This window comes from Streptomyces sp. NPDC002206 (assembly GCF_053593595.1).
The window spans coordinates 57,416-83,263 of record NZ_JBSFCW010000018.1 but is presented as its reverse complement, the minus strand read 5'-3'; the positions used below and the strand labels follow the sequence as shown (position 1 = coordinate 83,263).

Genomic DNA, 25,848 nt, shown 5'->3' with positions numbered 1-25,848 from the left:
TCCGACATCGCTGTGCAAAGGCTCCCTGCGGCAACCCTCGCCGAGATCTCCGCACTCTCCCGCTGCTCCGTCGTCTTCCTTCCCGCAGATCCCTCCCGTACCGGCCGGGTCGCCTTCTGGCATCCGGACGGCGACAGCCCGCCCGATGCACCAGGGACCGTCGGGGATCTGACCGTCGTCGGAGCCGACACCCGCCCGTACGGTGTACCGGCGCTGCTGCTTCCGGTGCGGGACGCGCTGCCCGTACTGACCCGCGCGCGGGCCGCGGCGCAGGCCTCGCCCTCGGCCGCGTTCTGGGGCGCGGCCGCCCTCCTCGCCCTGCAACTCGCTGCCCGTGGACTGCTGCTGCCGGGGCTCAGTGCCTCCGACCACGACGCGTGGCGGGCCGGCCCGCTGACCGCCGCCGATCTCGACCGGATCCGTGACCTCGCGGCTTCCATGCCGCCAACCGCCCATGCCGTGCCGCTCGACGACGCTGTGGAGCCCGTGCTGCTGCCGGAGCCGGAGCGGCTGCTGCGCGCGTTCCTGGACGCGGTGGCCGACGGCCTGCCGCGCACGCCCGCCGCGGTGTTCGCCACCAAAAGTCCGGCCTTCGCCGTCGACGCTCCGCAGCGCCTGCCCGAGCGTCAGGCCTGGGCCGCCGACGTCGCGGCCGGGCACGACGCGGGTGTGCGGCTCTCACTGCGTGTCGAGGTCACCGGTCTGACTCCTGCTCACGAGGACGCCGAGCGGGGTGCCGGGCCATCCTTCCGTGCCGTCCTGCAGATCCACAGCGTCAGTGATCCGACCGTGGTCGCCGACGCCGCCGACGTCTGGGCGGGCACGGCGCCCACCGCAGCGGGGTTCGGTCCGCGCGCGCGGATGGACGCCCTCCTCGCCCTGCGCCGCGCCGCCCGGGCCTGGCCGCCGCTGACTCCGCTGCTGTCGGCCGCCGTACCGGACTCCGTCGAGCCCGCCGACGAGGAGATCGCCGAACTGCTCGGCTCCGCCGCACGGTCGCTCGCCGCGACCGGGGTCCAGGTGCACTGGCCCAAGGAGCTCGCCCGCACGCTCACCGCACGCGCGGTGATCGGCCCGCCGGACGAGGGGGAAGCCGGGCACGCCGGCGACCGCGACGGCGAGTCCTCGAACAGACAGTCCGCGTCCGACGTCCCGTCGTTCCTGTCGGCCGACGCTCTGCTGGCGTTCAATTGGTGGTTCGCGCTCGGCGACCAGAAGCTCAGCCGCGCCGAACTGGACCGGCTTGCCGAGGCCGGCAGGCCGATTGTCCGGCTGCGCGACCAGTGGGTGCTCATCGACCCGGAAGCGGCGCGTCGCGCCCGTGAGACGCAGGACCGCAAGGTCACGCCGATCGATGCGCTCGGGGCCGTTCTGACCGGTTCCACCGAGATCGACGGCCGCCCGGTCGACGTGCAGGCGACCGGCTGGCTGGAGCAACTGCGGGCGCGGGTCGCCGATCCTGAATCCGGTGCGCAGCAGACGGTCGGTCAGCCCTCCGCGCTCGTCGCGACGCTCCGCGACTATCAGCTGCGCGGTCTGAACTGGCTCCACACCATGACCTCGCTCGGCCTCGGCGGCTGTCTCGCCGACGACATGGGCCTCGGTAAGACCATCACCCTCATCGCGCTGCATCTGCACCGTCAGAGCGTCGAGGAGGCCGCCGGGCCGACGCTGGTGGTCTGCCCGACCTCGCTGATGGGCAACTGGCAGCGAGAGATCGAGAGGTTCGCCCCCGACACACCGGTACGTCGCTTCCACGGCGCGTCCCGGACCCTGGAGGGCCTGGTGGACGGCGAATTCGTCCTCACCACGTACGGCACGATGCGGCTCGACGCGGCGAAGCTCGCCGCGGCCGATTGGTCCATGGTGGTCGCCGACGAGGCGCAGCACGTGAAGAACCCGTACTCGGCGACCGCGCAGCAGCTGCGGACGATCGGTGCGCGGGCGCGGGTGGCGCTCACCGGCACCCCCGTGGAGAACAACCTGTCCGAGCTGTGGGCGATCCTCGACTGGACGACGCCCGGGCTGCTCGGCCGCCTCGGCACGTTCCGTACCCGGTACGCGCGGGCGGTGGAGGGCGGCAACGACCCGGCTGCGGCCGAACGGCTCGCAGCCCTGGTACGGCCGTTCCTGCTGCGGCGGCGCAAGTCCGATCCGGGCATCGCCCCGGAGCTGCCGCCGAAGACGGAGACCGACCGCGCGGTCTCGCTGACGGCGGAGCAGACCGGTCTGTACGAGGCGGTGGTACGGGAGACCCTGGCCGAGATCTCCGGCGCCGACGGGTTCGCCCGGCGCGGCCTGGTGATGAAGCTGCTGACGGCACTGAAGCAGATCTGCAACCACCCTGCGCAGTACCTCAAGGAGGAGCGGCCTCGGATCGCGGACCGTTCGGGGAAGCTGGAGCTCCTCGACGAGCTGCTCGACACCATTCTCGCGGAGGACGCGAGCGTGCTCGTGTTCACCCAGTACGTACAGATGGCGCGGCTGCTCGAACAGCATCTGGCGACGCGCGGGGTACGCACCCAGTTTCTGCACGGCGGCACGCCGATCGCCGAGCGCGAGGCCATGGTCGACCGGTTCCAGGCGGGCGAGTCCCCGGTCTTCCTGCTGTCTCTGAAGGCGGCCGGTACGGGGCTCAACCTCACCCGGGCGGGCCACGTGGTGCACTTCGACCGCTGGTGGAACCCGGCAGTGGAGGCCCAGGCCACCGACCGTGCGTACCGCATCGGGCAGACCCAGCCGGTGCAGGTGCACCGGCTGATCGCCGAGGGGACGATCGAGGACCGGATCGCCGACATGCTGGCCCGCAAGCAGGGCCTCGCGGATGCGGTGCTGGGTTCCGGTGAGACGGCACTGACCGAGCTGACCGATGCGGAACTTGCCGATCTGGTGCAGCTACGAGGGGGCGCGCGATGAGCGACACGTACGGGACCGACAAATACGCGAACCCTGGGTACGAGGGCGAGGACCACGACGCCGACGGTTACGAGGGGGAGGGATGCGACCCCGCCGGTGACGGAGCCGAGGTGGCGGCGCCGGGGCAGGAACGTACCTTCGCCGCTCTGCCGCCCGCGCGGGGCCGCGGCTTCGCCGAGTCCTGGTGGGGCCGGGCCTGGCTGAAGGCCCTCGAAGACACCGCGCTCGACGGCGAACAGGTCAAGAAGGGGCGTCGGTTGGCCCTCGAGGGAGGGGTCGGCGCGGTCTCCGTACGCCCAGGGCGGATCACCGCAGTCGTCCAGGACCGGGACTCGACCACGTACCGCAGTGATGTCCTGCTCCAGCAGCTGAGCGAGGAGGAGTGGGACCGCTTCCTGGACATGGCGGTCGACCGGGCCGGGCACATCGCCGCACTCCTCGACCGGGAGATGCCGCCGCATCTGGTGGAGGACGCGGCGGCGGCCGGGGTGGATCTGCTGCCCGGCATCGGCGATCTGGATCCGGAGTGCACCTGCGAGGCGTGGGACCACTGTCCGCACTCCGCCGCCCTCTGCTACCAGGTGGCACGGCTGCTGGACCAGGACCCCTTCGTTTTGCTGCTGATGCGGGGACGCGGCGAGCGGCGGGTGCTCGACGATCTCCAGGCGCGAATCACGGCCCGGGCCGCGGAGCGGCAACCGGCGGAGCCCTCCCGCGCGGAGGACCGGCGGGCGCGCGGCGTACGGGCGGACGAGGCATTCGCCGCGCAGGACATCCTGCCCCCGCTGCCCGCTCCACCGCCGCTGCCCGCCGAGCCCGGCCCCCCGCCGTCGCTGGACACGGAGACCGAACCGGAGCCCGGCCTCGACCCGGCCGCCCTGGAAGTGCTGGCGACCGACAGCGCCGTCCGGGCCCACCGGATGCTGGCGGAAGCCCTGTCGCCCGACCATGGACAGCAGCCCGTGCAGGCCGGGTTGACGCCGGAGCAGGATGTCGTACGGCTGGTCGCCGACGCCCGTCCCGAGCCGTGGATCATCACACGGCTGGCCACGGGATCGGGGCGGCAGCGGGCCGAGCTCGACGCGGCGGTGAGGGCCTGGGGTTACGGCGGCACCGCCGCGCTCACCGTGCTCGACGAGGAGTGGGCACCGGATCCGGAGTCCCACGCCCGGGCCCTTGCCCGGCTCGCTGCGGCGTGGGAGGACGGCGAGCGTCCGCAGCTGCGGGCGGTGCGCAACCGGTGGACCGTGGCGGGCGGTGACGTACAGCTGCGGTACGGGCGGGACGGACGCTGGTGGCCGTACCGCAAGGAGCACGGGCGATGGATTCCGGCGGGGCCGTCGGACGACGACCCGGCGGCGGCGCTGTCGGAAGCGCTCGGCATCGGGTAGCCCGCCCGCCGGTGGTCCCCCGCCCCACCGGACACCGCACCCGACTCCCCCAACTCCCTTGCATGCCACCGATTTTCGGCCGCCTGCCATCTTCCGCCATCCGCGCCGCGGTCGTACGGTGGGGCGCGCGAGACGCTCGGCCGTACATCGGACAACGCATTCCGGTCAACGGACAAGAGGGAGTCACGAAGTGTCGGGGGAATCGGAAACCACACTGCTGCGCGATGCCATCGGGCTGCGCGAAGTTCTCTTCCAGAGCATCACGGCGATGGCGCCCGCCGCCGCCATCGCCGCGTCCATCCCGTCCGGGGCCGCGTTCGCCGGTGGCAGTCTGCCGCTCTCCGTGCTGGTGGCGCTGGTGGCCTGTCTGTTCACCGCTTCGTGCGTCGCGGAGCTGGCCCGCCACCTGCCGGCAGCCGGTTCGGTCGCCACGTACTCCGCACAGGGCCTGCATCCGACCGTCGGCTTCCTCGTGGGCTGGGGCTATGTCTTCGTCGAGGCGCTGGTGCCCGCGCTGCTGCTGCTGCAGCTCGGGTTCACGACGGCGGGCACCCTGCACCAGGAGTGGTCGTCGTACCCGGCGGACCTGTGGTGGCCGTGGTCGCTCCTGGGTGCGGTCGTCATCGCGCTCGCCGGCTACTTCGGGGTTCGGGCATCCGCCCGCTTCGGGACCGTACTCGGCATCTTCGAGGTGCTGGTCTTCGTCGCCTTCGCGGTGCTGCTGATCGGGCAGGCCGGCTCGGACAACACCCTGTCGGTGTTCGGGACGTCGCACACCGCGGACGGCTTCGACGGCATCAGCGGGATCTTCGCGGGCTCCGTCTACACCGTGCTGGCGTTCGCGGGCTTCGAAGCGGCGGCGCCGCTCGCCGAGGAGACGAAGAACCCGCGGCGCACGATGCGCCGGGCGGTGCTCGGCGCCGCGCTGTCGATCGGCCTGGTGTACGTCCTCACCACATACGCCATGTCCGTCTATTTCGGGCCGGACAAATTCTCCGGATTCGGCGCTTCGGGGGCGGCGTCGTGGGAAGGCGTCGCCCGCGCCTCGTTCGGGCTGTTCTGGGTGCTGCTCTTCCTCGCCGTCGTCAACTCGACCGTGGCCAACGCCAACGCGTGCGCGAACGTGTCGACGCGTACGGCCTTCGCGTTGGGGCGCATCGGAGTGTTCCCGCAGGCGTTCGCCCGGCTCCATCCGCGCCGCCGCTCCCCCGTCACCGGGGTGGCCGCGCAGTTCGTGATCGCGGTCGGAGCCACGCTCGGTCTCGGCTTCGGCTATGACCCGGTGACCGCGTTCGTGCTGCTGGCCACCGTCATCGTGACCGTGATCATCGGTGTGTACATCGTCGTCAACCTGGCCTGCGCCGGGTACTTCCTGCGCCGACGCCGCGACGCGTTCAGCCCCGTACTCCATCTTCTCTTCCCGGTGCTGGGCATCGCGGCGTTCGTACCGGCGCTGCTGACGGCCGCCGGCATCCCCGTCTTCGACTTCGTCTCGGAGCTCAGCGCCCCCGTCTCGTACGCCGGACCGATTGTCGGTATCTGGATGCTCATCGGCATCGTTGTGCTGCTGGTGCTGGTGCGCAGACATCCGGAGCGGGTGGCACAGACCGGACGGATCCATCTGGACGAGGCCCCGGAGGCCGTCGTCGACATCGAAGCAGGAGCAGAACAGCGATGAGCGACCCACGGATCCTGACCGTTCGCCCCAAGGAGGGCGAGTACGCATGGACCTTCGGCGGTGCGGCGCCGGTGGCCCGGATCGAGCCCGGCACCTTCCTCGATGTGTACACGGAGGACTGCTTCGCGGGCCGGGTGCGCTCCGAGAAGGACCTGGTCTCCGCCGTCTGCGAGTTCCCGTTCCTCAACCCGCAGACCGGTCCCTTCCATGTCGTGGGGGCGGAGCCGGGCGATACCGTCGCGGTGCACTTCGTGTCGATCGAACCGGCCAGGGACTGGGCGGCGTCCACGACCGTGCCGCTGTTCGGCGCCCTCACCTCCACCCATGCGACGGCTTCGCTGCAGGCCCCGCTGCCCGAGGTGGTGTGGATGTGGCAGCTCGACCGGGCCCGCCGCACCTGTCTCTTCAGCGCCCGCGACAGCGACATCCAGGTGGAGCTGCCGATGGATCCGATGCACGGCACGGTCGGGGTGGCTCCGGCCAATCTGGAGGTGCGGTCCGCGCTGGTGCCGGACGCACACGGCGGAAACATGGACACGCCCGAGATGCGGGTCGGCGTCACCTGCTATCTGGGGGTCAATGTCGAAGGTGCGCTGCTGAGTCTGGGCGATGGCCATGCCCGGCAGGGTGAGGGCGAGACCTGCGGAGTCGCGGTGGAGTGCGCGATGAACACGGTGGTGCTGGTCGAGCTGTTGAAGGGTGTCGCGACGCCGTGGCCGCGCATCGAGTCGGACACCCATCTGATCTCCACCGGCTCCGCCCGCCCCCTCGAAGACGCCTTCCGTATTTCACAGTTGGACCTGGTGCAGTGGCTGGCACGTGACTACGGGCTCTCCGAGCTGGACGCGTACCAGCTGATCAGCCAGGCCGGTGAAGCTCCATTGGCGAATGTCTGCGACACCAACTACACCTGTGTGGCGAAGATCCGCAAGAAATGGCTGCCTGCGGGCGATCCTCATGGTGGGCTGCACCGTCATCTGCGGGAGACCGCCGCACTACTGCCCACCGCCTGATCCCGGAACCCCCCTCCCCCCACAGGAGCGTTCATGCACCGCAGAAGGATCCTTCAGGGCGCCGCGGCGACGGCCGCCGCCGCTCTGCTCCCGGCCTCCACCCGCGCCATGGCCTCGTCCACCGCTGGATCCACCGACTATCCGCTCGCACACTGGACGCCCGCCTCCACCGCCAACTACACGGCCTCGACGCGCCCTTCGGCGTATCCGGTGCAGTACTTGATCATCCACGTCACGCAGGAGATGTTCTCGGACGCGATCGGGATCTTCCAGAATCCGGCGAAGCAGGTATCCGCCAACTATGTGGTGCGTTCGGCCGACGGATACATCGCGCAGTGCGTCCGGGAACAGAACATTGCCTGGCACGCAGGCAATTGGGACTACAACACTCGCAGTGTCGGCATCGAGCACGAGGGCTGGGTGGACCAGCCGGCGTACTTCACCAACGCCCTGTACGAGCAGTCGGCGCTGCTGACCGCGTCGGTCTGCGACCGCTACGGCATCCCCAAGGACCGTGCGCATATCCTCGGACACGCCGAGGTACCGGGCACCGATCACACCGATCCCGGACCCAACTGGGACTGGGTGCGCTACATCCGCCTCGTCAACCTCTTCAGCGCCGGCTGAACCGCAGTCCCATGTGACTACTCTCCGCACCGAGGTTGTCGCAGAGCCCGGCTGCGACGACGATGGGGGGCACGACACCCCTTGGACGGGAGGGTGAGTTGACGGACCCCTGGCTAGCTCTGACCGCCGATACGGACCTCGTCGATCGGCTCGGTGAACTGCGTCACGCACACGAGGTGTTCACCACCGCGGGTCGGCTGGAGCTGCCGGTACGATCCGTGGTCGGCGAGTCGTGGCGGCGCTCCGCCCGGGCCCGGGTCAGTCCGGACGGTGCGGCTCAGGTCGAGCTGGGTGCGGACGAGCTCGGACCGTACCGGGAGGGACATCCGCTGGCCCGCGCCATGCCGGTGATCCGTGAACTGATGAGTGCGTACGCCACGGACGGAGAGCATCTCCTCGCGGTGTGCGACGCGCACGGCAGGCTGCTCTGGGTCGAAGGACACGAGACGACACGGCGACGCGCGGGGCGGATGAACTTCGTGGAAGGCGCCCGCTGGTCCGAGTCCGTGGCGGGGACGAACGCACCGGGGACAGCGATCGCCGTGGACCGGCCGGTGCAGGTGTTCGCCGCCGAGCACTTCCTGCGTCCGGTGCAGCAGTGGACCTGCGCCGCGGCGCCACTCCACGATCCGCGCACAGGGCGGGTGCTTGGCGCCGTCGACATCACCGGCGGAAACCGGCTCGCGCACCCACACAGTCTGGCGTTCGTCCAGGCGGTGGCGCGCGCGGCCGAGTCCCAGCTCGCTCTGCTCGCGCCCTCGCCCGCCCCGGAGTCCGTACAGCTCAGCGCGCTCGGCCGGGACGAGGCACTGCTCGTCGCGGGCGGCCGCAAGATCCGGCTCAGCAGGCGGCACAGCGAGATACTGGTGACGCTGGCCCGCCATCCGGAGGGCTTGGGCGGCGACGAACTTCTCATCGAGCTGTACGAGGACGAGTCGGTGACCCCGGTGACGCTGCGGGCCGAACTCTCCCGGCTGCGAAGGCTCCTCGGCCCGGAACTCCTGCTCTCCCGCCCGTACCGGTTCGCCGCCCCGGTCGACGCCGACTTCGACACCGTGGCGCGCAGGCTCGCCTCCGGTGCGGTGGCGGCGGCGCTCAGCGCGTACGCAGGGCCGCTGCTGCCCGGTTCTCAGGCTCCGTCCGTCGCCCGGCTGAGGCGCCGGCTCGGCGATCAGCTGCGGGCCTCGCTGATCGCGCGCGGTGACCCGGGGCTGCTGGCGGACTGGGCGTACAGCCCGTGGGGTGAGGAAGACCTCCCGATATGGCAGGCGCTGGCCGCGGCAGCGCCGCCCGGGCAGCGGCCGGCGCTGCTGGCCAGGGCGCGCGAGCTCGACGCCGAACAGCGGTAGAGCTGCCCGGCGGATCGGGGCCGGGGCCGCGACGCCCAGCACGACCGCGCCGCGCGCAACGGGCTTGCAACGTTGCGCTGCCTAGCCTCACGCCGAGGGCCGTCCAACGGCGGGCGGCACCGGATCCGGGAGGCCACAGAGATGACCCGTTACGCTGCGCCGGGCACCGAGGACGCCATCGTCTCGTACGAGTCCCGCTACGACCACTGGATCGGCGGCGCTTACGTCCCGCCGACCCGCGGCCAGTACTTCGAGAACCCGAGCCCCGTCAACGGCCGCCCGTTCACCGAGATCGCCCGCGGCACCGCCGAGGACATCGAACTCGCCCTGGACGCGGCACACGCCGCCGCCCCCGCCTGGGGAGCCACGGCAGCCGGTGAGCGCGCGTCGGTCCTCAACCGGATCGCCGACCGGATGGAGGCGCATCTGGAGGAGCTGGCGGTCGCCGAGAGCTGGGACAACGGCAAGCCGGTGCGGGAGACGCTGGCCGCCGACATCCCGCTCGCCATCGACCACTTCCGGTACTTCGCGGGTGCGCTGCGGGCCCAGGAGGGCTCGCTCAGCGAGATCGACGACGACACCGTGGCGTACCACTTCCACGAACCGCTCGGTGTGGTCGCTCAGATCATTCCGTGGAACTTCCCGATCCTGATGGCGACCTGGAAGCTGGCCCCGGCGCTCGCCGCGGGCAACGCGGTGGTCCTCAAGCCGGCCGAGCAGACCCCGGCCTCCATCCATGTGTGGCTGAGCCTGGTCGCCGATCTGCTGCCGCCGGGTGTCGTCAACATCGTCAACGGGTTCGGCGCGGAGGCCGGCAAGCCGCTCGCCTCCAGCCCGCGGGTCGCGAAGATCGCCTTCACCGGCGAGACCACGACCGGGCGGCTGATCATGCAGTACGCCTCCGAGAACATCAAGCCGGTGACGCTGGAGCTGGGTGGCAAGTCGCCGAACATCTTCTTCGACGACGTCTGGTCGGAGAACGACGACTTCCGCGACAAGGCCCTCGAAGGGTTCACGATGTTCGCCCTCAACCAGGGCGAGGTGTGCACCTGTCCGTCGCGTGCGCTGATCCAGCGCGGCCACTACAGCGAGTTCCTGGAGGCAGGCATCGCCCGCACTGAGAAGATCGTGCCGGGCCACCCGCTGGACACGGACACCATGATCGGTGCGCAGGCCTCCAACGACCAGCTGCAGAAGATCCTTTCCTATCTGGACATCGGCCAGCAGGAGGGTGCAAAGGTCCTGTCGGGCGGTCAGAAGATCGAGTACGACGGCGAGCTGGCAGGCGGCTACTACGTCCAGCCGACCATCTTCGAGGGCGATAACCGGATGCGGGTCTTCCAGGAGGAGATCTTCGGCCCGGTCGTCGCAGTGACGTCCTTCTCGGACTTCGACGACGCGATCAGCACGGCGAACGACACGCTGTACGGCCTCGGGGCAGGCGTCTGGACCCGTGACATCAACACCGCGTACCGGGCGGGCCGCGCGATCCAGGCAGGCCGGGTCTGGACGAACTGCTACCACGCCTACCCCGCGCATGCGGCCTTCGGCGGCTACAAGCAGTCCGGGATCGGCAGGGAGAACCACAAGATGATGCTGGAGCACTACCAGCAGACGAAGAATCTTCTGGTGTCGTACTCGCCGAAGAAGCTGGGCTTCTTCTAGACGCACGAGAAAAGGCGCCTGACCTGGGCTTTCACCCGTCAGGCGCCTTTCGCTCAGCCCGCTCTCGACCGAGCCCGGCTTGCGTGCTAACTCCCATTTCCTCTCACTGCTGTACCCCTCCCGACCAGTGCTTCCGGACCAGTCACGGACCAAACCCCCGGTTCAGCCCTCGGGTGCGTCACCTTGGCTGACGCGCTGCCACTCGTTCATGGACTGCTCGATGAGGCGGTTCGCCTGCTCTCGAAAGCCGTCGAGGAACTTGGCGTAGTGGCGAAAGAGAACCTCGATGGTCTGACCGGCGCGGCGGGCGCATTCGGCCGGGTGCACTCCGGAGTAGAGCCAGAACGAGATCCCGGCGTGCCGGAGATCGTAAGGTCGCTTGGCCAGGCGAGAAGTCCGCTCGGTACGAGTCAGGGCGTGCTCCCGGGCCCGCACCCACGTAATGCCGTAGGCGGCAGCGCCCAACGTAGTTGCCGGCCTGGTTCCGGAAGAGTCAACCGTCGGGTGCCATCGAACCGTTTCACATGGGCACGCAGCATGCGTACGAATTGCGGCGGGATGGGAACAGGTCGCGTCGCGCTTGCCGCGCGACGCTTGAGCGAGTGCACCTCGTGCACCTCACCGTCGTCGGTCCACTCCTTGCCAGACGTGACAACCCCGCCCGAGAGGTTGAGCATCCCCCATCCAGTCTTCGGCAAGTGACATTGATCGATCCGAAGATGGATGCCTCAGCCGGCCGCACAGTCGCGAAGTACATGCAGCCGAAGAACGCCCCAAGATGAGGACCCCGCCCCCGCTGGCGAGCAACGGACTCGAGCAGGCGAAGCACCTGGGCCGGATTGGGAACGGCGGCCGGATCCACCTCTTCATTGACTGCTGGCGCTTTCCACCGTAGACCGTTGAGGGGTTTTTCCGCGAAGTACCCCTTCTCCACCGCAGTGTTGAGAGCTTCGTTGAACGCAGCCCTCTTGCGTCGGGCTGTCTTGGCCGCAGCCGCCTTGCCGTCCAGTTTGCGGCACATCGCGTCGAGGGCCCGCCAGCCTGGTTGGGCTACCGCTTCGACGACCGCTGACGTACACGAGCGCCGGCGTACGGCAGGAGCGCTAACGATGGGCACGTACCCCATGCGGACCCCGGACCGCTGTCCCGCTGCGGCAGGGCTCTCCCCGGCCCACCGGCCAAGCAGGTCAGGGCCGACGGCTTCCCGGCAGAGGTGACGTACGAGACCGACCCCCTGTGCGGTACGCGCTGGCACGTGTGGGGCAAGACGTCGCCGCTGCGTATTGACCGCGATAGCGTTGCCAAATCGCGTGGTGAGCAGCAACGACACCTCTTCCGTCAGCCTGCCCTCTCCTGGCCGACCCCAGGGAAGCTCGACCGCCTGGGGCGGGAAATCCTTCACATGCCTTTTCAGCTCTTCAGTTGATGCGACGCTCGTAGTACGCCCTGGTGCGGGGGTCGAAGCGCATCCGGGTCTGCACGATCCGGTGCAGGGCGGCGTTGGCCTGCCGGTCGCCGCCGCGGTTGAGCCGACGGTACTGCCGACGGCCTCTGCCTCGCCGTTCGTTCACGCCGGAGTTCAAGGCCGAGACCGCGGTGCGGCTGTGGGTCGGCCAGGCACCGCGGTTTGTCTCTCGACAGGTAGGCGTCCGCTTCCGCCACGGTCGACGCGCCGACCATCCTCAGGTGGGAAAGATCACCCGTACTCCGTTCGCTCGCACCAGCCGGCCCGCTTCGGTGATCAGCCGCCGCGCCATCTTGTTCGACACCCCGCGCAACCCGGCGACGGTCTCCGGGACGGCGCCGCTCAGCGCGACCAGGTCGCCGATCCCCACCTCGTTGAGCTCGACCGCCCGGATGTTTCCGATTCCCCGGATCGAGGTGAGAGGCAGCTCTGTCCGCACCCGCGATACGACGGCGGGGCCAGGAGTCAGCGCCGGCCGGTCCGGGATCCGGAGGCGCGGGAGGCGGATCTCCGGCGCGGCCTTCAGCTGTCCACCGAGGCGCATCCGGTCGGTACCGCACTTCGGGCATGTGCTGAGCGTGGCCGGTCGGCCGGCGGGGGTTCGGACAGCCATCGAGCGCCGTACGGGACGGTCTTCACCGCAGGTCGAGCAGTAGCACTGCTCGCCATCGGGCTCGTCGCCGACAGGTGTCGACGGGCAGAGACCGTCAGCAGGCAGCGGCGAGGCGACCGGGACACCCTCGTCCAGCCGCACCGATACACCGGTCATCGTCAGGTCACCAGGAGCCTCCGAGACGAAGTGCAGTGCGACCTGCTGCGCAGTGCCACAGGTCAGGGACAGCGCCGACAGCTCCACGGCACCACCAGCCGGTACTACGAACCGCAGGCGGGCGACCGCTGAGCCCGCAGGCACGGCCCCGCTCATCGCGCGGTCCTCGAAGTCCAGCGGATCGAGGGGCAGGGTCAAGGCGGCTCCGATCGGCGCCTCGGTCTCATCGCCGAAAACGAGCTCCGCAGCCGCGGCAGGGCCACTCACACGGGCGGTCAGCCGCAGATCGAAAACGTCTGCCTGGTCCACGGGCACGAGTTGAGTCACGAGGGCGTCGACCGCGCCGGAGTTCGTCATGGTGATCCCCGAGCCACCCGACGGCGTGACCACGGCACCGACAGACGTCCAGGACGATGGCAGCGTGGACGCGGCGTCCGCAGTGCCGGCCAGAGTCACGTGGTCCACGGCGGTCAGACCGCCGGGGGTGAAGAACCTGATCTCCACCTGGGTGGCGCCGGGCGGCGAGGTCACCACGAGTTCGTGTCGGGGAACATGGTCCAGGGCGGTCTCGCGATCGGCGTCGAACGAGGTGACCGGCACACGGTCGGTCCGCCCGCGCGAACACCCCGAGCCGCGCCAGATCAACTGCGCGACGGCGTCCTCGTCCTGGCTGATCCCGTCGAAGGCGAACCGGTACCGCGTGGCGGCGAGCACCCCGACGGCCTGCGAGATCGCGGCCGGCTGCGGCACCTCGCTCCGGCGGCTGCCCCGATCGCCGAACAGTGCGAGCACCTCGCCGGTCGTCGGCAACGCAATGGGCTGTACGGCGCCCGCGGTCAGCTCCCAGTCCACCGGCTGAGCCTTGCCGAGGGTCAGCAACTGGGCCGACACCCCGCCGACGACCGTCACCACCGCGTGCGTCCCGGCCGGGCTGATCACGGCCTCGGCGCCGTCCGAGGTACCGGTCATCGAGGCGCCGGACTGCTCGATCAGCGCCCGGCGGCGAACGTCGATCGCCAGCACGTCGCCGTCCTGGATCACCACGGCCAGCTCGTCGGTGGGATCGATGGCCAGGCACTGCGGAGTCGAGTTCGCCGGCAGGTCGAACTTCCCCACCGGGGCCAGGTCGTTCGCCCGCAGGAACTGCACGCTCTGGTGACCGAGGAAGATCACCTGACCCCTGGACGACACGACTGCCACGTCGACCGCGCTGTCGCTCAGCTCGACCGCCATCGCGTTCCGCCCGACCAGCCCCGCCCGGTCCGGGTACCGCACCAAGGTCGACTTGCCGTCACCCTGAACCAGGACATAGATCGCCCCGTCAGCGCCCGTCGCGAGTGCTCGCGGGCTGCCGATCGTCCGGTCGGAGGGCAGCTTAGACCAGTTCGGTGCGCCCGCACGCAGGTCGGCCCAGCTCACAAAGCGCACAAGAGCGTCGTTCGAGTCGTCCCGGCAGAGCAGCAGGACCCCGGATCCGTCAGCCATCCGCACCACGTCGAGCACTTGCTCGGGTACGGCGATCGCGGCGCCGATCGGCCGCCCGTTCTCCGTCACCGCAAGCTGCAGGAAGGACCCCGGGATGCTCCCGGCCGCCTCCCTGCCGAACTCGGTCAACGCCACAACGACCTGCGCCCCGGAAGCATCGACCGCCATCGCCACCGGGTAGCCCGGACCGAGCGCGGAATCGAACCCGGGCAGCTGCGCGAAGACGTCATAGGAGTGCAGCCGGGCGCCATCCGGACCTTGCGCACCGAGCAGCACGGTGCCGCTGTCGGGCAGGAACGCCGCGGCCCGGCCGAGCGACTGCCCCGTATTGGCTCCGCCCAGCGGCGAAGGCCCACCGATCGTCGTGCCGACCCGGTACCAGTCTTCAAAGTTGCCATTGGCAACATGCTCTGCCGTCACCTGCCCAGCGCCCTGGCCGGCCGCCGCAGCGTTGACCGCACCCGCTACCTCCGGGAAGCTCAGGTCAAGGTCGATCGACGCCTGCGCAGCGAATCGTTGCAGTGACACGGCGACTTCCTCGGTGCCTGCGGCAACGCGCAACTCCAACGGCATCTGGAACGTGCTCGTCACATGGCGCAACCGCAACTGCGCCCCAACCCCGCCGACGGACCGCCAGGACAACCCACCATCGGTCGTCCGCTGCAAACCCTCGGCCGCAACCCCTGCGCCCCAGGTCGCGACGCCTTCCCGAGCCTGCACGACCAGCCAATGCCGTACGCCACCTGGTAGCTCCAGCTCAGCCGGCAAGGCCACGTTCAGCCAAGTCGGCGATCCGGCCGTGTCGCGCGTCAGCGTGAGCTCGGCCGGCTTGCTCAATGACGACGTCCGGCCCGGCTTGCCGTCCAGGTCGTTCACCACGTCGATCGCCAGCTTCGCCTCCGCCGTCACCGACGTGACCAGCAGATCGACCGAGCTCGCCACCACCGCGGCGTCGAGGGTGAAAGGCTGCGCCAGCGGTCCGGCGGCAGACACCTCCACGTACTCGGTCGCAGGAGGGGTCAACGCCCCGAACACGACTGTGCTCGCCTCGAACCCACCCTGCACCCGCCCAGCCGTCCCACCCGGTACCGCGATCAGCCCCGGCGCCATCGCGACACTGAGCGCCGGGGCGGCGGTCGGTGTACCGGCGTACTGGTAGGTCGATCGGATCGTGGTGAGGTCGTCGGGCATCGCGCTGACGGCAACCGTGTAGTCGATCTCTAGGTCGAGGTCGAGCCGGGAGATCGAACCGGAAGTCACGATGAGAGGCACCACGTAGCAGCCGTTCTCGATCGGGAGATCCGGCAGCATGCCTTGCAGCAGCGCCGAGAAGTCGGGGGTGGTGACGGGCTCGACCAGATCGCCGGTCCGGTTGTAGAAGACCGGTCCGCCCTCCACGGCGAGAGTGATGTCGCTTGGCGGCGACACGACCTTCAGCGCGGAGATGTCCGCACCGGCCTTGGCCACGCGCAGACCTGTCACCGTCAGCCCCGGCAGGTCCATCGAGTTGCTCAAGGGCAGTACGGGCCCATCGCCGAGACCGCCCGAGGCGTTGACCCCGAGGAAGCCACCGCCGAGATCCACCAGCAGTATGCCGGGCGGGGGCGTGGTGTTCAGTCCGGAACCGGTCAACGCCGCCAGTTTCCGGCGCGCGTGCAACTCGATCTCGACCGCGCCGTTCGCCAGTGCTTTGCTCGCTCCCCACTCGCCGACCGGACCGGGGAACGTGATCGTCTCCAGAAACCGCCGGCCCGGGTCCACGCTGTGCGGCGTCACCGTCAGCACCGCACGGCTGACCGCCGCGCCGGCCGGGAGTCTGCGCAGCACCAGCCGGCGCAGCCGCTCGAACGGCGCCGCACGGCCCGCGTACCTGGTCCGGATCCTCATCGCGTCAGGCCTTGAGCAGGATCATGACCGCGAGCTCGTCGCCGTACTCGCCTTGCAGGTAGTCGGCGACCTGGCCGGCCTCGGGCCCGCCGTGAAGCGCGTCGCCGGGGAACCACACCGCGGTCCGGTTCAGGTCGAGGTGCTGGATCATCACGTTCGCCGGGGCCGGGATCCGGACCTGGTTGTCGTTGCCGAAGGCCGGACCTGCGGGGAAGTTGAGCGTCCGGCGCGGCCGGAACTGGAACAACAGGTCGTTCCAGTCGCCGTTGGCCCTCAGCTCCTCGACGGTGATGTTCTGCTTGCAGCAGCGTTCGAACCAGGGCGAGTGGCAGTAGGCGTCGTCGTCGAACTGGTCGTTGGGGTCCTTGAAGAACGCCTTCCAGAACTCGGTCTCCAGATCGTCCAGCGTCGAGCTGTCGGTGTACGGCACCCGGTACCGGGTGAGCAGGTCGGAGAACAGGATGCCCAGTTCGGGAAAGTCCTTCGGCTGGATGTCGACCGCCACCTGGTTGTTCGCCACGTCACGGACCCGGACCCGGCGTTCGCTGCGGTGGTGCAGGTAGAACGTCGCGTAGGCCAGCCTGGTCTCGTCGTCCTCGCGGCAGACCACCTTGAAGTAGTCCAGCTCATAGACGTCCACCAGCGGGCAGCTGCCGAGGTTGTGCTCCAGCTCGGTGATGTCGTCCTTCTTCAGCATCTTGAAGAGCTGCTGGTACCCGGTCCGGCCGCGGACCTGGTCGAGCACCCGGCGGGTGACCTCTTCGGTCAGCGCGTTCAGGTCCTTGCCCTCCAAGTGGTGCGCGTCGTCCGCGTCGGCGACATGCGTGACACTGTCGGCCGCGGCCTGCGACGTACTCCGGATGTCGGCGTAGATCTTGCGCTGGACGGTGTTCCAGTCCTCCGCGGTGAGCAGGTCACCGGGTGCTCGTTCGACGTACGGCGTGGTCTCGGTCATCAGGTTTCCTCCGTTGGTTCAGGTCCGGCAACCCGGTCCCTGGTCACGTCTGCATGGATGCCGGCCGCCTTGGCGAGGCCGACGCCGACGGGTCCGGGGTGTAGCAGCGCGTTGGCGAGCGACGACAGCGGCGGGCCGAACACGGTCTGCCGGGCGGATTCGAACCGGCCTCCGGGGAAGGCCACTTCGAGGTCGTAGATGACCGGGCCCGACGCCCTGCCGGTCACCCGTATTTCATTGCCCCAGGCCCCTTCTTCGGCGGCGGACAGCTCAACGAAGCCGGGCGCCAGGCCGGGCTCGGACAGGAACATCCGGGCGCGCGCACCCGGCCGGCCGCCGCTGAGCCGGACCGGATCCCGGAACGGCAGCGCGACCGCGCTCCAGCCGATCGGCACCAGGTCGACCAGCTTGGCGATCACCAGCTTGGAGCCGGTCTGCAGGTCGTTCAGGCGGTCGACCAGGAACTCGTCGTCGGTCACCGGCTCGGTGACGACACCGGCGTGCGACTCGGGCACGGCCGCGCCGAATCGGGCGTTTCCTTCCGCCGTCGCACCGATGCCGCCTGCGCCGAAGGCCATGCCGAAGCGTTCGTCCAGCTCGGCCGGGAGGTTCACCGTGAACGCGCCGGCTCGGTGTGAGTCCCAGTCCACGCGGATCTCCGCGGTCGGACGGCGTACCGAGGAGGCGGCGAAGACAGCGTCGGGGTGCGCGCCCTGCGGGCCGAAGGAGCTCAGATCGAAGACAGCTTCCTCACTCCCGGCGCCGCCGGCGAAGTGGTCGGCGTCGAAGTACGCGGCATCGAAGCGAGCGGCGCGGCACTCCGAGAAACTCCAGGCATTCAGACCACGCCGTACGCCGAGGAGGCCGGTGCCGGTGGTCTGGACGTGTGCCGCTGGACGGCTGGTTCCGTTCTCGGTGATGACCGCGCGCACGGTGTCGCCGCCCGCCGGCTCGATCGTCAGGATGCCACCTGCGTCGATCGCCTCGCTGATCCGGATCGACCAGCCCGCCACCGGGTCGGCGACCCGCGGGGCGGACACCCCAGCCTGCGTGGTCAGCGTGACCCGGCCGATCACGTCGGAGGCACCGGCGTTGCGGAAGCGCAGGACGGTGCCATGGGCAACAGGTCCGGAAGCCCGGGCGGGCTGCGACGGGTACTCGGCGACCTCGAGGAATCTGAGCGGGATCACCTCGACTTCGCTGTCCTCCCCTTCGGTCGGCGAGGCGAGCCGCAGCTTGTCCTCCGGTGAGAGTGAGGCGAGGCCGGGAGCGGCTTCGTTGATCGCGGCAATGATCTCGGCGGCGACGGTGGTCGACGAGGTGGCGCCGGCGACGTCCACGTCGAAGGGCGGCTCGCCGTCGACCGCGAGACGCAGTACGGATCGCTCGGAAAGGTCCACTGGGGCGAGAAGGTCGACCGCGCCGTCGATGACGGCTGGGCCGGGAGCTTGCCCGGCTGCCGAAGTCGCGCCGAAGAGGAGGGGTGCGGCGTTGCCGGTGCCCGTGCGGATGAGCTCGATACGGCTGGAGGAGCCGCTGGTGGGCGAGGCGATCCGCAACGCCAGACCCCCTGGCACTGCTACCGCCGATGCGTTCGCGATCGTCGCTGCGTTGATCGCTGTGGCCAACTCGGAGATCGTCACCGCGGCCGGGTCGGCGGCCGCGCTCGTGAGATTCACGACGACCGCCGGTCCTCCGTCGACCGCGACCGTCAGCTGGTTGGCGATGGTCAGATCCACCGGGCCGGTGCGGTCGATCTGTCCGACTACTCGGGCGGGAGTGGCCACGGCGCCCTGGTAGGTGCGCGGCGCGGCGATACCCAGCACAGCGGTACTGACCTCCGTCCCGGTGCTCGGAGGCAACAACTCCAATCGGCTGCCGCCGCCGACGGACGGCGAGGTGAGCAGCAGATGGATGCCGTCGTGCGCGGCAACCTGTGCCACGAGGGCGACGTTGATCGCAGCAACCAACTGACTGAGGCTGCGCCTCGCCGGCCCGGCTGGATCACCGAGGATGACGTCAACCGCTGCGCCACCGTCGACAGCCATCCGGATCGTCGCGTCGGCGGGCAGATCGACCCCGGCGGTCAGGTCGACCGTGCCCGTGAACCGGACTCCCCCGGGCGCGCCACCACGCGTCAGCCCGGGTTCGACGTCCAGCACCGCCCTGAGTGCATCCCGCTGCAGCGGTTCTTCCAGCACAATGGACGGCGCTCGCCCGGCGGTGAGGGCAGATGACCGGAGGGCCAGGGTCTTGCCGTCGGTGGAGGCGAGGGCTGGGGTGCCGGCGGAGGCGAGGCTTGTGTTGGCCGCGTTGATCGCGGCGACGATCTCGGCGGGCGTGGTGGCGCGCGGGCGAGGCCCGGCGCAGTCGACCTCCACCACCATGCCGCTCTCCACACCAGCGGCTCCTTCCAACGCCACCCCGCCCTCCGCCGACACAGGTACGTCGGTCAGCCGGATTCGGAGGTAGCGGTTGGTGGTCAGGTCTGCGCCGCCGCTCAGGTCGTTGGTCCCGCGGAGCACGGCCGGCTCGCCTGCCGTGCCGATGGCTGTGCGGGCGGTGAAACCCAGGACCGTCGCAGCCGCGTCGTCGGTGACTCGGACTCGGGTGACGAAGCGTCTGCGGTCGGTACGGCGGAGTGGTGCGACGCGCAGACTTCCGCCGGCTCCGTCGGTGGCTGAGACCAGGATCAGGTGAGCGCCGTCGTCGCTCGCGAGCTCCTGACCGAAGCTGGTGTTGATCGCGTTCGCGAGGTCCTCCACGGCCGCCCGGGTGATATCGGTGACTCCCCGGCGAAGGTCGACATCCACCAGGTCGGAGCCGTCGATGGCGATCGACAGGGTGTGGCGGGCTGACAGGTCGACCTTCGCCGACAGGTCCGCGGTACCGGTGAAGGAGGCGGTGACCGGCGGGGTGCCCTGGCTGCTGCGGGGGTGCAGGCCGAGGAGGTCTTCGGCGACATCCCCGGCGACTTCTTCGACGCGCAGGCGACCCGTCGGCCCAGGGCTCGACGACGTCAGGGTGAGATGGCTGCCGTCATGACTGGCGACCGCGTCACCGAGGCCTTCATTGATCGCGGCAACGATCTCGGCGAGCTTGGTCGCGGCTGGATCCGCGCCGGCCAGATCGAGGGTGACCGTCGGCTGCGAGTCCACGGTCAACCGGAGACTCGACCGTTCCTGGAGATTCACCCCGGGCCCGAGATCCCGGTCACCGACGACTCGCGCGTTCCGAGCAGCATCGCCCACGGTAATCGGTGCGACCTCACCGAACAGCCGCGCGGTCGCGTCCTGGGCGGCCGGTGTCTGGAAGGCGATGTGCCCGGCTGCACCCGGAGTCGGCGAGGTGAGGGTGAGGAACCGGCCGTCGTCCGTGGCAAGCGGCAGGCCGATCGCGCTGTTGATCGCAGCAACGATCTCGCCGATCTCGACCGCCGCCGGATCCGCCGCAGCGGCCGCGCAGTCGATCTCGGCCAGGTGACTGCCATCGACTGCAAGCCGGAGGTAGCGCGGACCGGTCAGGTCGACAGCGGTGCTGACGTCGACCCGTCCAGTCACCACGGCATGCGTTGGATCCGCACCGCGATAGGTCCGAGGACGCAACCCGAGAACGAGCTCCGCGGCGTCACCGGGCCCGTCGTCGACAGTGATCAGCCCGACGGTACCCGCAGTCAGTGAGGTCAGCCGCAACCGCCCGTCCGACACATCAGCGATCCCCTCCACGCCAAGCCGGTCGTGGATCGCGGCAACGATCTCCTCCGCGGTCACCTTGGCGGTATCGGCCGCACCCGTCGTCAGTTCGACCGACTGCGGCCCACCGCCGTCGAGCGCTATCCACAGCGTGCCCCTCGCGCTGAGGTCGACGCCGCCGCGCAGATCGACGTCACCGAGGAGGGTCGCCCGCGCCGCGTCTGCGCCGTAACGGTCGAAGGCCGGCCGGCCGAAGACGAGCGTTGCCGCGTCAGCACCCTCCGGGAACGACGTGACAAGGATGGGCTCGCTCCTGGTCCACCACGTGTCGAGCGCGTCGTCCTCGATGTGCAGCCCGAGCGTCGCGGCGGTGATCCGCAGGATGCCCTGCACGGTGACCGTGCCGTCGAGGAAGGTCTTCACATAGCGCTTCAGATGCTCCCGGAACTCCTCGACCGACTCGTCCGGCCGCGGCGCCAGCCCGTACAGGGCACCGAACAACGCGAGATCGTGGATCGCCGACTCACCCGCGTCCGCGAAGTCGACCCAGTGCGACCGCATCACGGCGACCAGGCTGTTCTCGGCCGCCTGCAGCTCACCGCCGTACGCGTCCGCCAGCGCCCGGAGCGCGGACGGGTCACCCAGCGTCCGGTACGTCGGCGGCAGGTTCGCGAGGATGCGGTCGGCCTTAGGCACCGGGTGCCTCCCGCAGCGCGACATCCGTGGCAGCCATGTCGAGCGCGATCCACCACTGCTCGCCGTCGATCGTCGCCGAGACGCTGAAGGTGGCCGCCTCGATCTCCTCGTCGGTGGCCGGCTGCCCAGTGGGACCGACGAGCAATGAACGATCGGGAATCCGCGCACCAGTAGGAGCTTGCGACCCGGCAGTCTCGACCGCGGCAGTCAAAGCGGCACGCAGACCATCGGCGGGCGCGGTGGCCACAGCAGTCAGCAAGGCGTCGATCAAGGTGCCGTCGCCGGTGTCGCCGGACAGGTCGGCACGGGCGACGACGACGTCCACGATGGTGGCGTCGGCGATGTCGTCGACGCCCTTGACCGCAGCGAGCATGGTCGCGCCGTCCGCGGCGTCACCAGCTGAAAGCGCGTCGACGACCGCCTGCAGCGCGGCCACCACCTCGGCGGCGATCCGGGCCTGCCCCGGCGCTGAAATGCCCGGGGTGATCGTCGCCGTGATCCGCGGCGTGATGAAGACGTACCGCGCGACCAACGTCGCCAGTACTCCGGCCGCCCGGGTGTCATGAACCGCCGCGGTGAGACTGGGCAGGCGCTCCGGTTCGGCGTCGACGACCACCGTGACCGTACCCGGATCCGACCGGTTCGCCGGCGGGCTGTTCGGGTCGAAGAACTCGACCGGTTTGCCGCGCCCCTCCCGGATCACCCGGTCGAGCGCGGACAGCGTGGCCTTGCCCAACGCCCGCAACGCCGACCGAGCCCGATCGCGCAGCTCGTCATCCGTCTCGTCGGCGGCAGCGCGGATGGTCGGGTCGAGGTTGGTGACGCGCTCGATCCCGGCCACCGGTTGAGTCATCTCGCTGATCACACCGGCCCCCACCAGCCCGGCATCTCCGGCGAACCCGGTGTCCGCCCGCACCGGCACGTCGATCCGCACCTGACCGCGCTGCAGAGTCCTCGGTTGGGTCGAGGTGAAGACGACCCCACCACCGGCCAGCCGAGTCCCGGCCGGGATGGTGATGTTGCCGTCGACGGCTGCGGCCCGGAAGAAGGTGACCAGGCCCTCGGCGTACTCGGCGGTCTTGCGGACGACGTCCAGGATCGACACGACGTAGTCCAGGGACTTGCCCGTCGCGGTGTCGACGAACGCGGACAGGTAGGCCAGGTTGATCTGTTCGTAGACCGTCGCGATCTCCCGGCCGACCGCCTCGGACAGCGTCCGCGTGACGCTGCCGACGTTGATGTCGCTCAGCGGCGAGCGGCTCGTGATCCGGAAGTAGTCGACGTAGAAGGTGCTGTCGTCGTCCGGCAGGGTGCCGTCCTCGAGCCAGATCACCACATTGGTCCCGGCGCCGAAGGTGAAGTCGATGTCAAGCACGAACGTGCGCGGCTCCTGCGCCGCAGTACCAGTGATGCCGCGGACGCCGCCCGCGGGCTCGGCCAGCGGGTAGGTCAGCACCTTCAGGTCGAACCGGATCGGCTCGTTCACGACGCCGCCGACGACCGAGGTGAGGATGTCGTCGACCAGATCGCCGTACGGGCGATGGATCAGCGTTGCGGTGTCACCGTTCATGCCACGCTCCCGCCGAGGTCGATCGGTAGCACGAGATTCAGAGGAGTGGGTTCGTGGACGGTCAGCACCTCGACCTTGATCACCAGCCAGGTCGGCCGGCGCCGATCCGTCGTCACCGTGACCGACTGGACCGCGGCGATCCGTGGTTCGCCTTGCAGGGCCTGCAAGGCGAAGAGTTTGGCGCGGTTGCGGGTGGTCTCGGTGTTCGGTTCACCGACCAGCTCGTGCAGGCGGCTGCCGTACTCAGGATGGCCGAGGTGAGCCAGTTCGCCGACCTGGGTCAAGAAGCGCAACAGCAACGCCTGCTGGAGATCCTGTACGCCGGTCAGCCGCTGCAGGTCGACCTTGGACGAGACCGGCCGGACCGCGGTCAGCAGATCTGCGCCACGCTCCCGCTGCTCGGCATACTCCAGATCGCCCAGCAACCGCAGATCCGACCCGAACAACGCATCGAAGTCCGTCATTGCCGCCTCCTCGTGGTCACGGCGGCCAGCTGTCCGTCACGTATGTCGCCGCGGGTGGGCCCAGTACGACCAGCACTCCGGGCGGGGACGGAATCCGGTCGCCGACCCGGACGAGCGCCCTGCCCCCGACCTTGACCCCGGAACTCCCGAGCGGCCCGATCACCAGCGGATAGGGCACGCCGGTGAAGGAGTTCACCATCAAGCAGATCGAGCCGCTCGTTGCCAGCGGCATCCCACCGGCCGTGATGTACGGCGGTAGCACGACCATGATCGTCCCGCTGTCGGGCGCCCCGGCCGCACCAGGCGCCACCATCACCGACGCCCCCACCGACACCGGCAATCCCGGCATACCGACCTCCCCCACTCACGATCTGCCCCCTTTTCTTACGCACCGGCGGTCTCTCAACCGTCTTTGTGCTGTCTCAAGGGCTGAAGGAGGTGGTGCCCTGGATGGTGATGCTGGCGCCTTGGAGGGTGGCGCCGGTGCCGCCCTGAAGGGTTGCTTGCAGGTTGCCTTTGACGGTGGCCCGGGAGTTCGCCTCGATCGAGGCGTTGAGGCCGGCCTTCAGGTTGATGCTCCCGTTCGCCTCGAGCGTCAGGTCCTGAGCTGCCTTGAAGGACACCGAACCGGCCGAGTCCAGTACTACGTCGCCGTCCTGGTTCACCGTGATCGTCGTGCGCCCGGCCGTCACCTTAACCGTGCCTCCGCTCGAACCCGACTGGTCGAGCTTCAGCTCTGTCTCGCCCGCGGTCGCGGTGACGGTTCCGTCGACGATCCGCACGCTGATCTTCGGCGGCATCTCGATCACCAGCTCGCGCGGTGGACTCTTGTCCCCATGGTTGCGGATCGCCGCCAATACCGACTTGTCGTCCGCTTCGGCGAGCGGCAGCCGGAAGATGAGTTCGTCGGTCGTCGACAGCGGCGGGCGGTCGACGTCGTCGTACAGGCGGGCGATGACGATCGGCGCGTTCACGTCGCCGTGGTCGAAGGCGAGCAGGACGAGGTCGTTCACGTTCGGGATCGCAACGCTGCCGACGTGTCCGGTGCCGACCGGGACGCGTTTCAGCTCCAGCCCGCTGCCGCGCAACTTGACGTCGACGCCGTAGTTGTCGTCATCGTCCTTGCCGGTGTGCGGATGGACCGCGGTGACGACGCCGAGCTCGGTGGTCCGGTGCGCGGTCAGCTCGTCGCGGACGATCGCGGCGATGGTGTCGACGATGGTGCTCACGGTGCCACCCCCTGGCGAGTGCGGAACTCGACGTCGGTAATCAGCCCTGCGGCCTTGGTCAGGTGATGCCGTACTCCGCGAACCTGGTAGGTCCCCTCCAGCTCGTCGACCCCGGCCCGGTCCGGGAACCCTTCCAGCCGGATCAGGTCGCCGAGGAACAACTGCGGCCGCCCTTGGATCCGGACCCGCCCGTGCAGGGCTTGCTCGGTCAAGGTCTCGGCAACCGACTCCGCCACCGCCGCAGCCAATTTGCTGGTCCGGACGGCAGCTCGCTCGATCAGCAGCATCGGCTTCGCAGTACCGGAGGTCCCGTGCCTTGGGCCGAAATCCTTGGTCAGCCATGCCCACGACTCGTCGCCTCCCGAGCCAGGGCTGTCTCCCCACACCTGCACGGTCCCTGCGCGCGACCGGGTTCGTTGCAGTTCGGCGTGCAGCACGTGTTCGCCGTACTTGAGTTTGTGCACGGTCCGATTCCCCGTGAATCCCTCGAAGACCAACTTGCCTTCGGCCGTGACATAGGTGTCGAACCCCGCCAGATACGCGAGATCCCGCAAGTGCCGCGCCACCGGCCGCCGGCCGTCGATCACGTACGCCGGAAACGGCGGCCCGTCCTCGACCGAGTGGACGTCCATGCCCGCCTCGGTGGCCAGCGCACGCACGATGTCCCCGGCCGTCGTGTCCTCGAAAGTCCTGTCCACAAAGGTTCTCACCAACTTATCGCCCCCCGAGTGCCCGGTGATCCGCTTCGTCTCCAGCCCGGGCTCGACAGCGACCACGCTCCCGGTCAGCACCCGGAAGAGCTGATCCTCGTCGGCGTACCCGAGATCGACCGACAGGTCGTCACCAGGCTGCGCGCGCAATCCCCCGACCTGCCCCTGCCGCAGGGTCACCGAGTCGGCCGGGGTGTCGAGATCCAGCCGCACGGTCAACTCGATCGCAGTACTGGCTTTCGCCTCGACCGTCGTGTCGACGACCTTGTCCCCCACCACGATCCGGT

The 25,848-nt window shown here is 69.6% G+C and carries 16 protein-coding genes and 1 pseudogene; 7 read left to right on the top strand and 10 right to left on the bottom strand.

Annotated features, from left to right (window positions below):
* Positions 1-12 precede the first annotated feature (12 nt).
* From ACWCP8_RS27405 to exaC, 7 genes are all read left to right on the top strand, one after another.
* On the top strand, positions 13-2,916 hold the full coding sequence (locus tag ACWCP8_RS27405) for a DEAD/DEAH box helicase (RefSeq protein WP_352263704.1): 2,904 nt from the start codon (positions 13-15) through the stop codon (positions 2,914-2,916).
* On the top strand, positions 2,913-4,307 hold the full coding sequence (locus tag ACWCP8_RS27400; protein WP_451118730.1) for an SWIM zinc finger family protein: 1,395 nt from the start codon (positions 2,913-2,915) through the stop codon (positions 4,305-4,307). Before ACWCP8_RS27405 ends, ACWCP8_RS27400 begins: the two co-directional genes overlap by 4 nt.
* Positions 4,308-4,497: 190 nt before the next feature.
* Positions 4,498-5,985: an APC family permease gene (locus ACWCP8_RS27395; protein WP_352263701.1), complete on the top strand. Its 1,488-nt coding sequence runs from the start codon at positions 4,498-4,500 to the stop codon at positions 5,983-5,985.
* The gene (locus ACWCP8_RS27390; protein ID WP_352263699.1) at positions 5,982-6,998 is read left to right on the top strand and encodes an acetamidase/formamidase family protein; all 1,017 of its coding nucleotides are present in this window, start codon (positions 5,982-5,984) and stop codon (positions 6,996-6,998) included. The genes ACWCP8_RS27395 and ACWCP8_RS27390 overlap by 4 nt, the downstream gene beginning before the upstream one ends.
* A gap of 33 nt (positions 6,999-7,031) precedes the next feature.
* A complete protein-coding gene (locus ACWCP8_RS27385; protein ID WP_451118727.1) occupies positions 7,032-7,625 on the top strand; it encodes an N-acetylmuramoyl-L-alanine amidase in 594 nt (197 codons plus the stop codon).
* A gap of 98 nt (positions 7,626-7,723) precedes the next feature.
* Positions 7,724-8,974, top strand: coding sequence for a GAF domain-containing protein (locus ACWCP8_RS27380; protein WP_451118725.1), 1,251 nt, complete (start codon positions 7,724-7,726; stop codon positions 8,972-8,974).
* 141 nt (positions 8,975-9,115) lie between these two features.
* Positions 9,116-10,639: an acetaldehyde dehydrogenase ExaC gene (exaC, locus tag ACWCP8_RS27375; RefSeq protein WP_451118723.1), complete on the top strand. Its 1,524-nt coding sequence runs from the start codon at positions 9,116-9,118 to the stop codon at positions 10,637-10,639.
* A gap of 162 nt (positions 10,640-10,801) precedes the next feature.
* On the opposite strand, the gene ACWCP8_RS27370 is transcribed toward exaC, so the two are convergent.
* The 10 genes and pseudogenes from ACWCP8_RS27370 to ACWCP8_RS27325 all read right to left on the bottom strand — a co-directional run bounded on the left by ACWCP8_RS27370 (position 10,802) and on the right by ACWCP8_RS27325 (position 25,837).
* Positions 10,802-11,104: a hypothetical protein gene (locus tag ACWCP8_RS27370; protein WP_451118721.1), complete on the bottom strand. Its 303-nt coding sequence runs from the start codon at positions 11,102-11,104 to the stop codon at positions 10,802-10,804.
* 962 nt (positions 11,105-12,066) lie between these two features.
* Positions 12,067-12,189: pseudogene (locus ACWCP8_RS27365) on the bottom strand (transposase); the annotation flags it as partial.
* Positions 12,190-12,321: 132 nt separating this feature from the next.
* On the bottom strand, positions 12,322-16,245 hold the full coding sequence (locus ACWCP8_RS27360; RefSeq protein ID WP_451118719.1) for a helix-hairpin-helix domain-containing protein: 3,924 nt from the start codon (positions 16,243-16,245) through the stop codon (positions 12,322-12,324).
* A 4-nt stretch (positions 16,246-16,249) separates the two neighbouring features.
* Positions 16,250-17,200 (bottom strand): hypothetical protein, encoded by a 951-nt coding sequence (locus ACWCP8_RS27355; protein WP_451118718.1) that lies wholly within the window; start codon positions 17,198-17,200, stop codon positions 16,250-16,252.
* Positions 17,200-21,588 carry a hypothetical protein gene (locus ACWCP8_RS27350; RefSeq protein ID WP_451118716.1) on the bottom strand — a complete coding sequence of 1,463 codons (4,389 nt, stop codon included), beginning with the start codon at positions 21,586-21,588 and terminating at the stop codon, positions 17,200-17,202. Before ACWCP8_RS27350 ends, ACWCP8_RS27355 begins: the two co-directional genes overlap by 1 nt.
* A complete protein-coding gene (locus ACWCP8_RS27345) occupies positions 21,581-23,158 on the bottom strand; it encodes a baseplate J/gp47 family protein (protein ID WP_451118714.1) in 1,578 nt (525 codons plus the stop codon). Before ACWCP8_RS27345 ends, ACWCP8_RS27350 begins: the two co-directional genes overlap by 8 nt.
* The gene (locus ACWCP8_RS27340) at positions 23,155-23,622 is read right to left on the bottom strand and encodes a GPW/gp25 family protein (protein WP_352263684.1); all 468 of its coding nucleotides are present in this window, start codon (positions 23,620-23,622) and stop codon (positions 23,155-23,157) included. The genes ACWCP8_RS27345 and ACWCP8_RS27340 overlap by 4 nt, the downstream gene beginning before the upstream one ends.
* A gap of 16 nt (positions 23,623-23,638) precedes the next feature.
* Positions 23,639-23,971, bottom strand: coding sequence for a hypothetical protein (locus ACWCP8_RS27335; protein ID WP_352263682.1), 333 nt, complete (start codon positions 23,969-23,971; stop codon positions 23,639-23,641).
* A 73-nt stretch (positions 23,972-24,044) separates the two neighbouring features.
* A complete protein-coding gene (locus ACWCP8_RS27330; RefSeq protein ID WP_352263681.1) occupies positions 24,045-24,851 on the bottom strand; it encodes a phage baseplate assembly protein V in 807 nt (268 codons plus the stop codon).
* Positions 24,848-25,837 (bottom strand): hypothetical protein, encoded by a 990-nt coding sequence (locus ACWCP8_RS27325; RefSeq protein WP_451118711.1) that lies wholly within the window; start codon positions 25,835-25,837, stop codon positions 24,848-24,850. Before ACWCP8_RS27325 ends, ACWCP8_RS27330 begins: the two co-directional genes overlap by 4 nt.
* Positions 25,838-25,848: the final 11 nt, after the last annotated feature.

Bases quoted from the DNA above. Each gene is read 5' to 3' on its own strand.
- ACWCP8_RS27345 (WP_451118714.1), bottom strand. From the start codon at position 23,158: ATGAACGGTGACACCGCAACGCTGATCCATCGCCCGTACGGCGATCTG.
- ACWCP8_RS27400 (WP_451118730.1), top strand. From the start codon at position 2,913: ATGAGCGACACGTACGGGACCGACAAATACGCGAACCCTGGGTACGAG.
- exaC (WP_451118723.1), top strand. From the start codon at position 9,116: ATGACCCGTTACGCTGCGCCGGGCACCGAGGACGCCATCGTCTCGTAC.
- ACWCP8_RS27335 (WP_352263682.1), bottom strand. From the start codon at position 23,971: ATGCCGGGATTGCCGGTGTCGGTGGGGGCGTCGGTGATGGTGGCGCCT.
- ACWCP8_RS27390 (WP_352263699.1), top strand. From the start codon at position 5,982: ATGAGCGACCCACGGATCCTGACCGTTCGCCCCAAGGAGGGCGAGTAC.
- ACWCP8_RS27360 (WP_451118719.1), bottom strand. From the start codon at position 16,245: ATGAGGATCCGGACCAGGTACGCGGGCCGTGCGGCGCCGTTCGAGCGG.
- ACWCP8_RS27340 (WP_352263684.1), bottom strand. From the start codon at position 23,622: ATGACGGACTTCGATGCGTTGTTCGGGTCGGATCTGCGGTTGCTGGGC.
- ACWCP8_RS27355 (WP_451118718.1), bottom strand. From the start codon at position 17,200: ATGACCGAGACCACGCCGTACGTCGAACGAGCACCCGGTGACCTGCTC.
- ACWCP8_RS27385 (WP_451118727.1), top strand. From the start codon at position 7,032: ATGCACCGCAGAAGGATCCTTCAGGGCGCCGCGGCGACGGCCGCCGCC.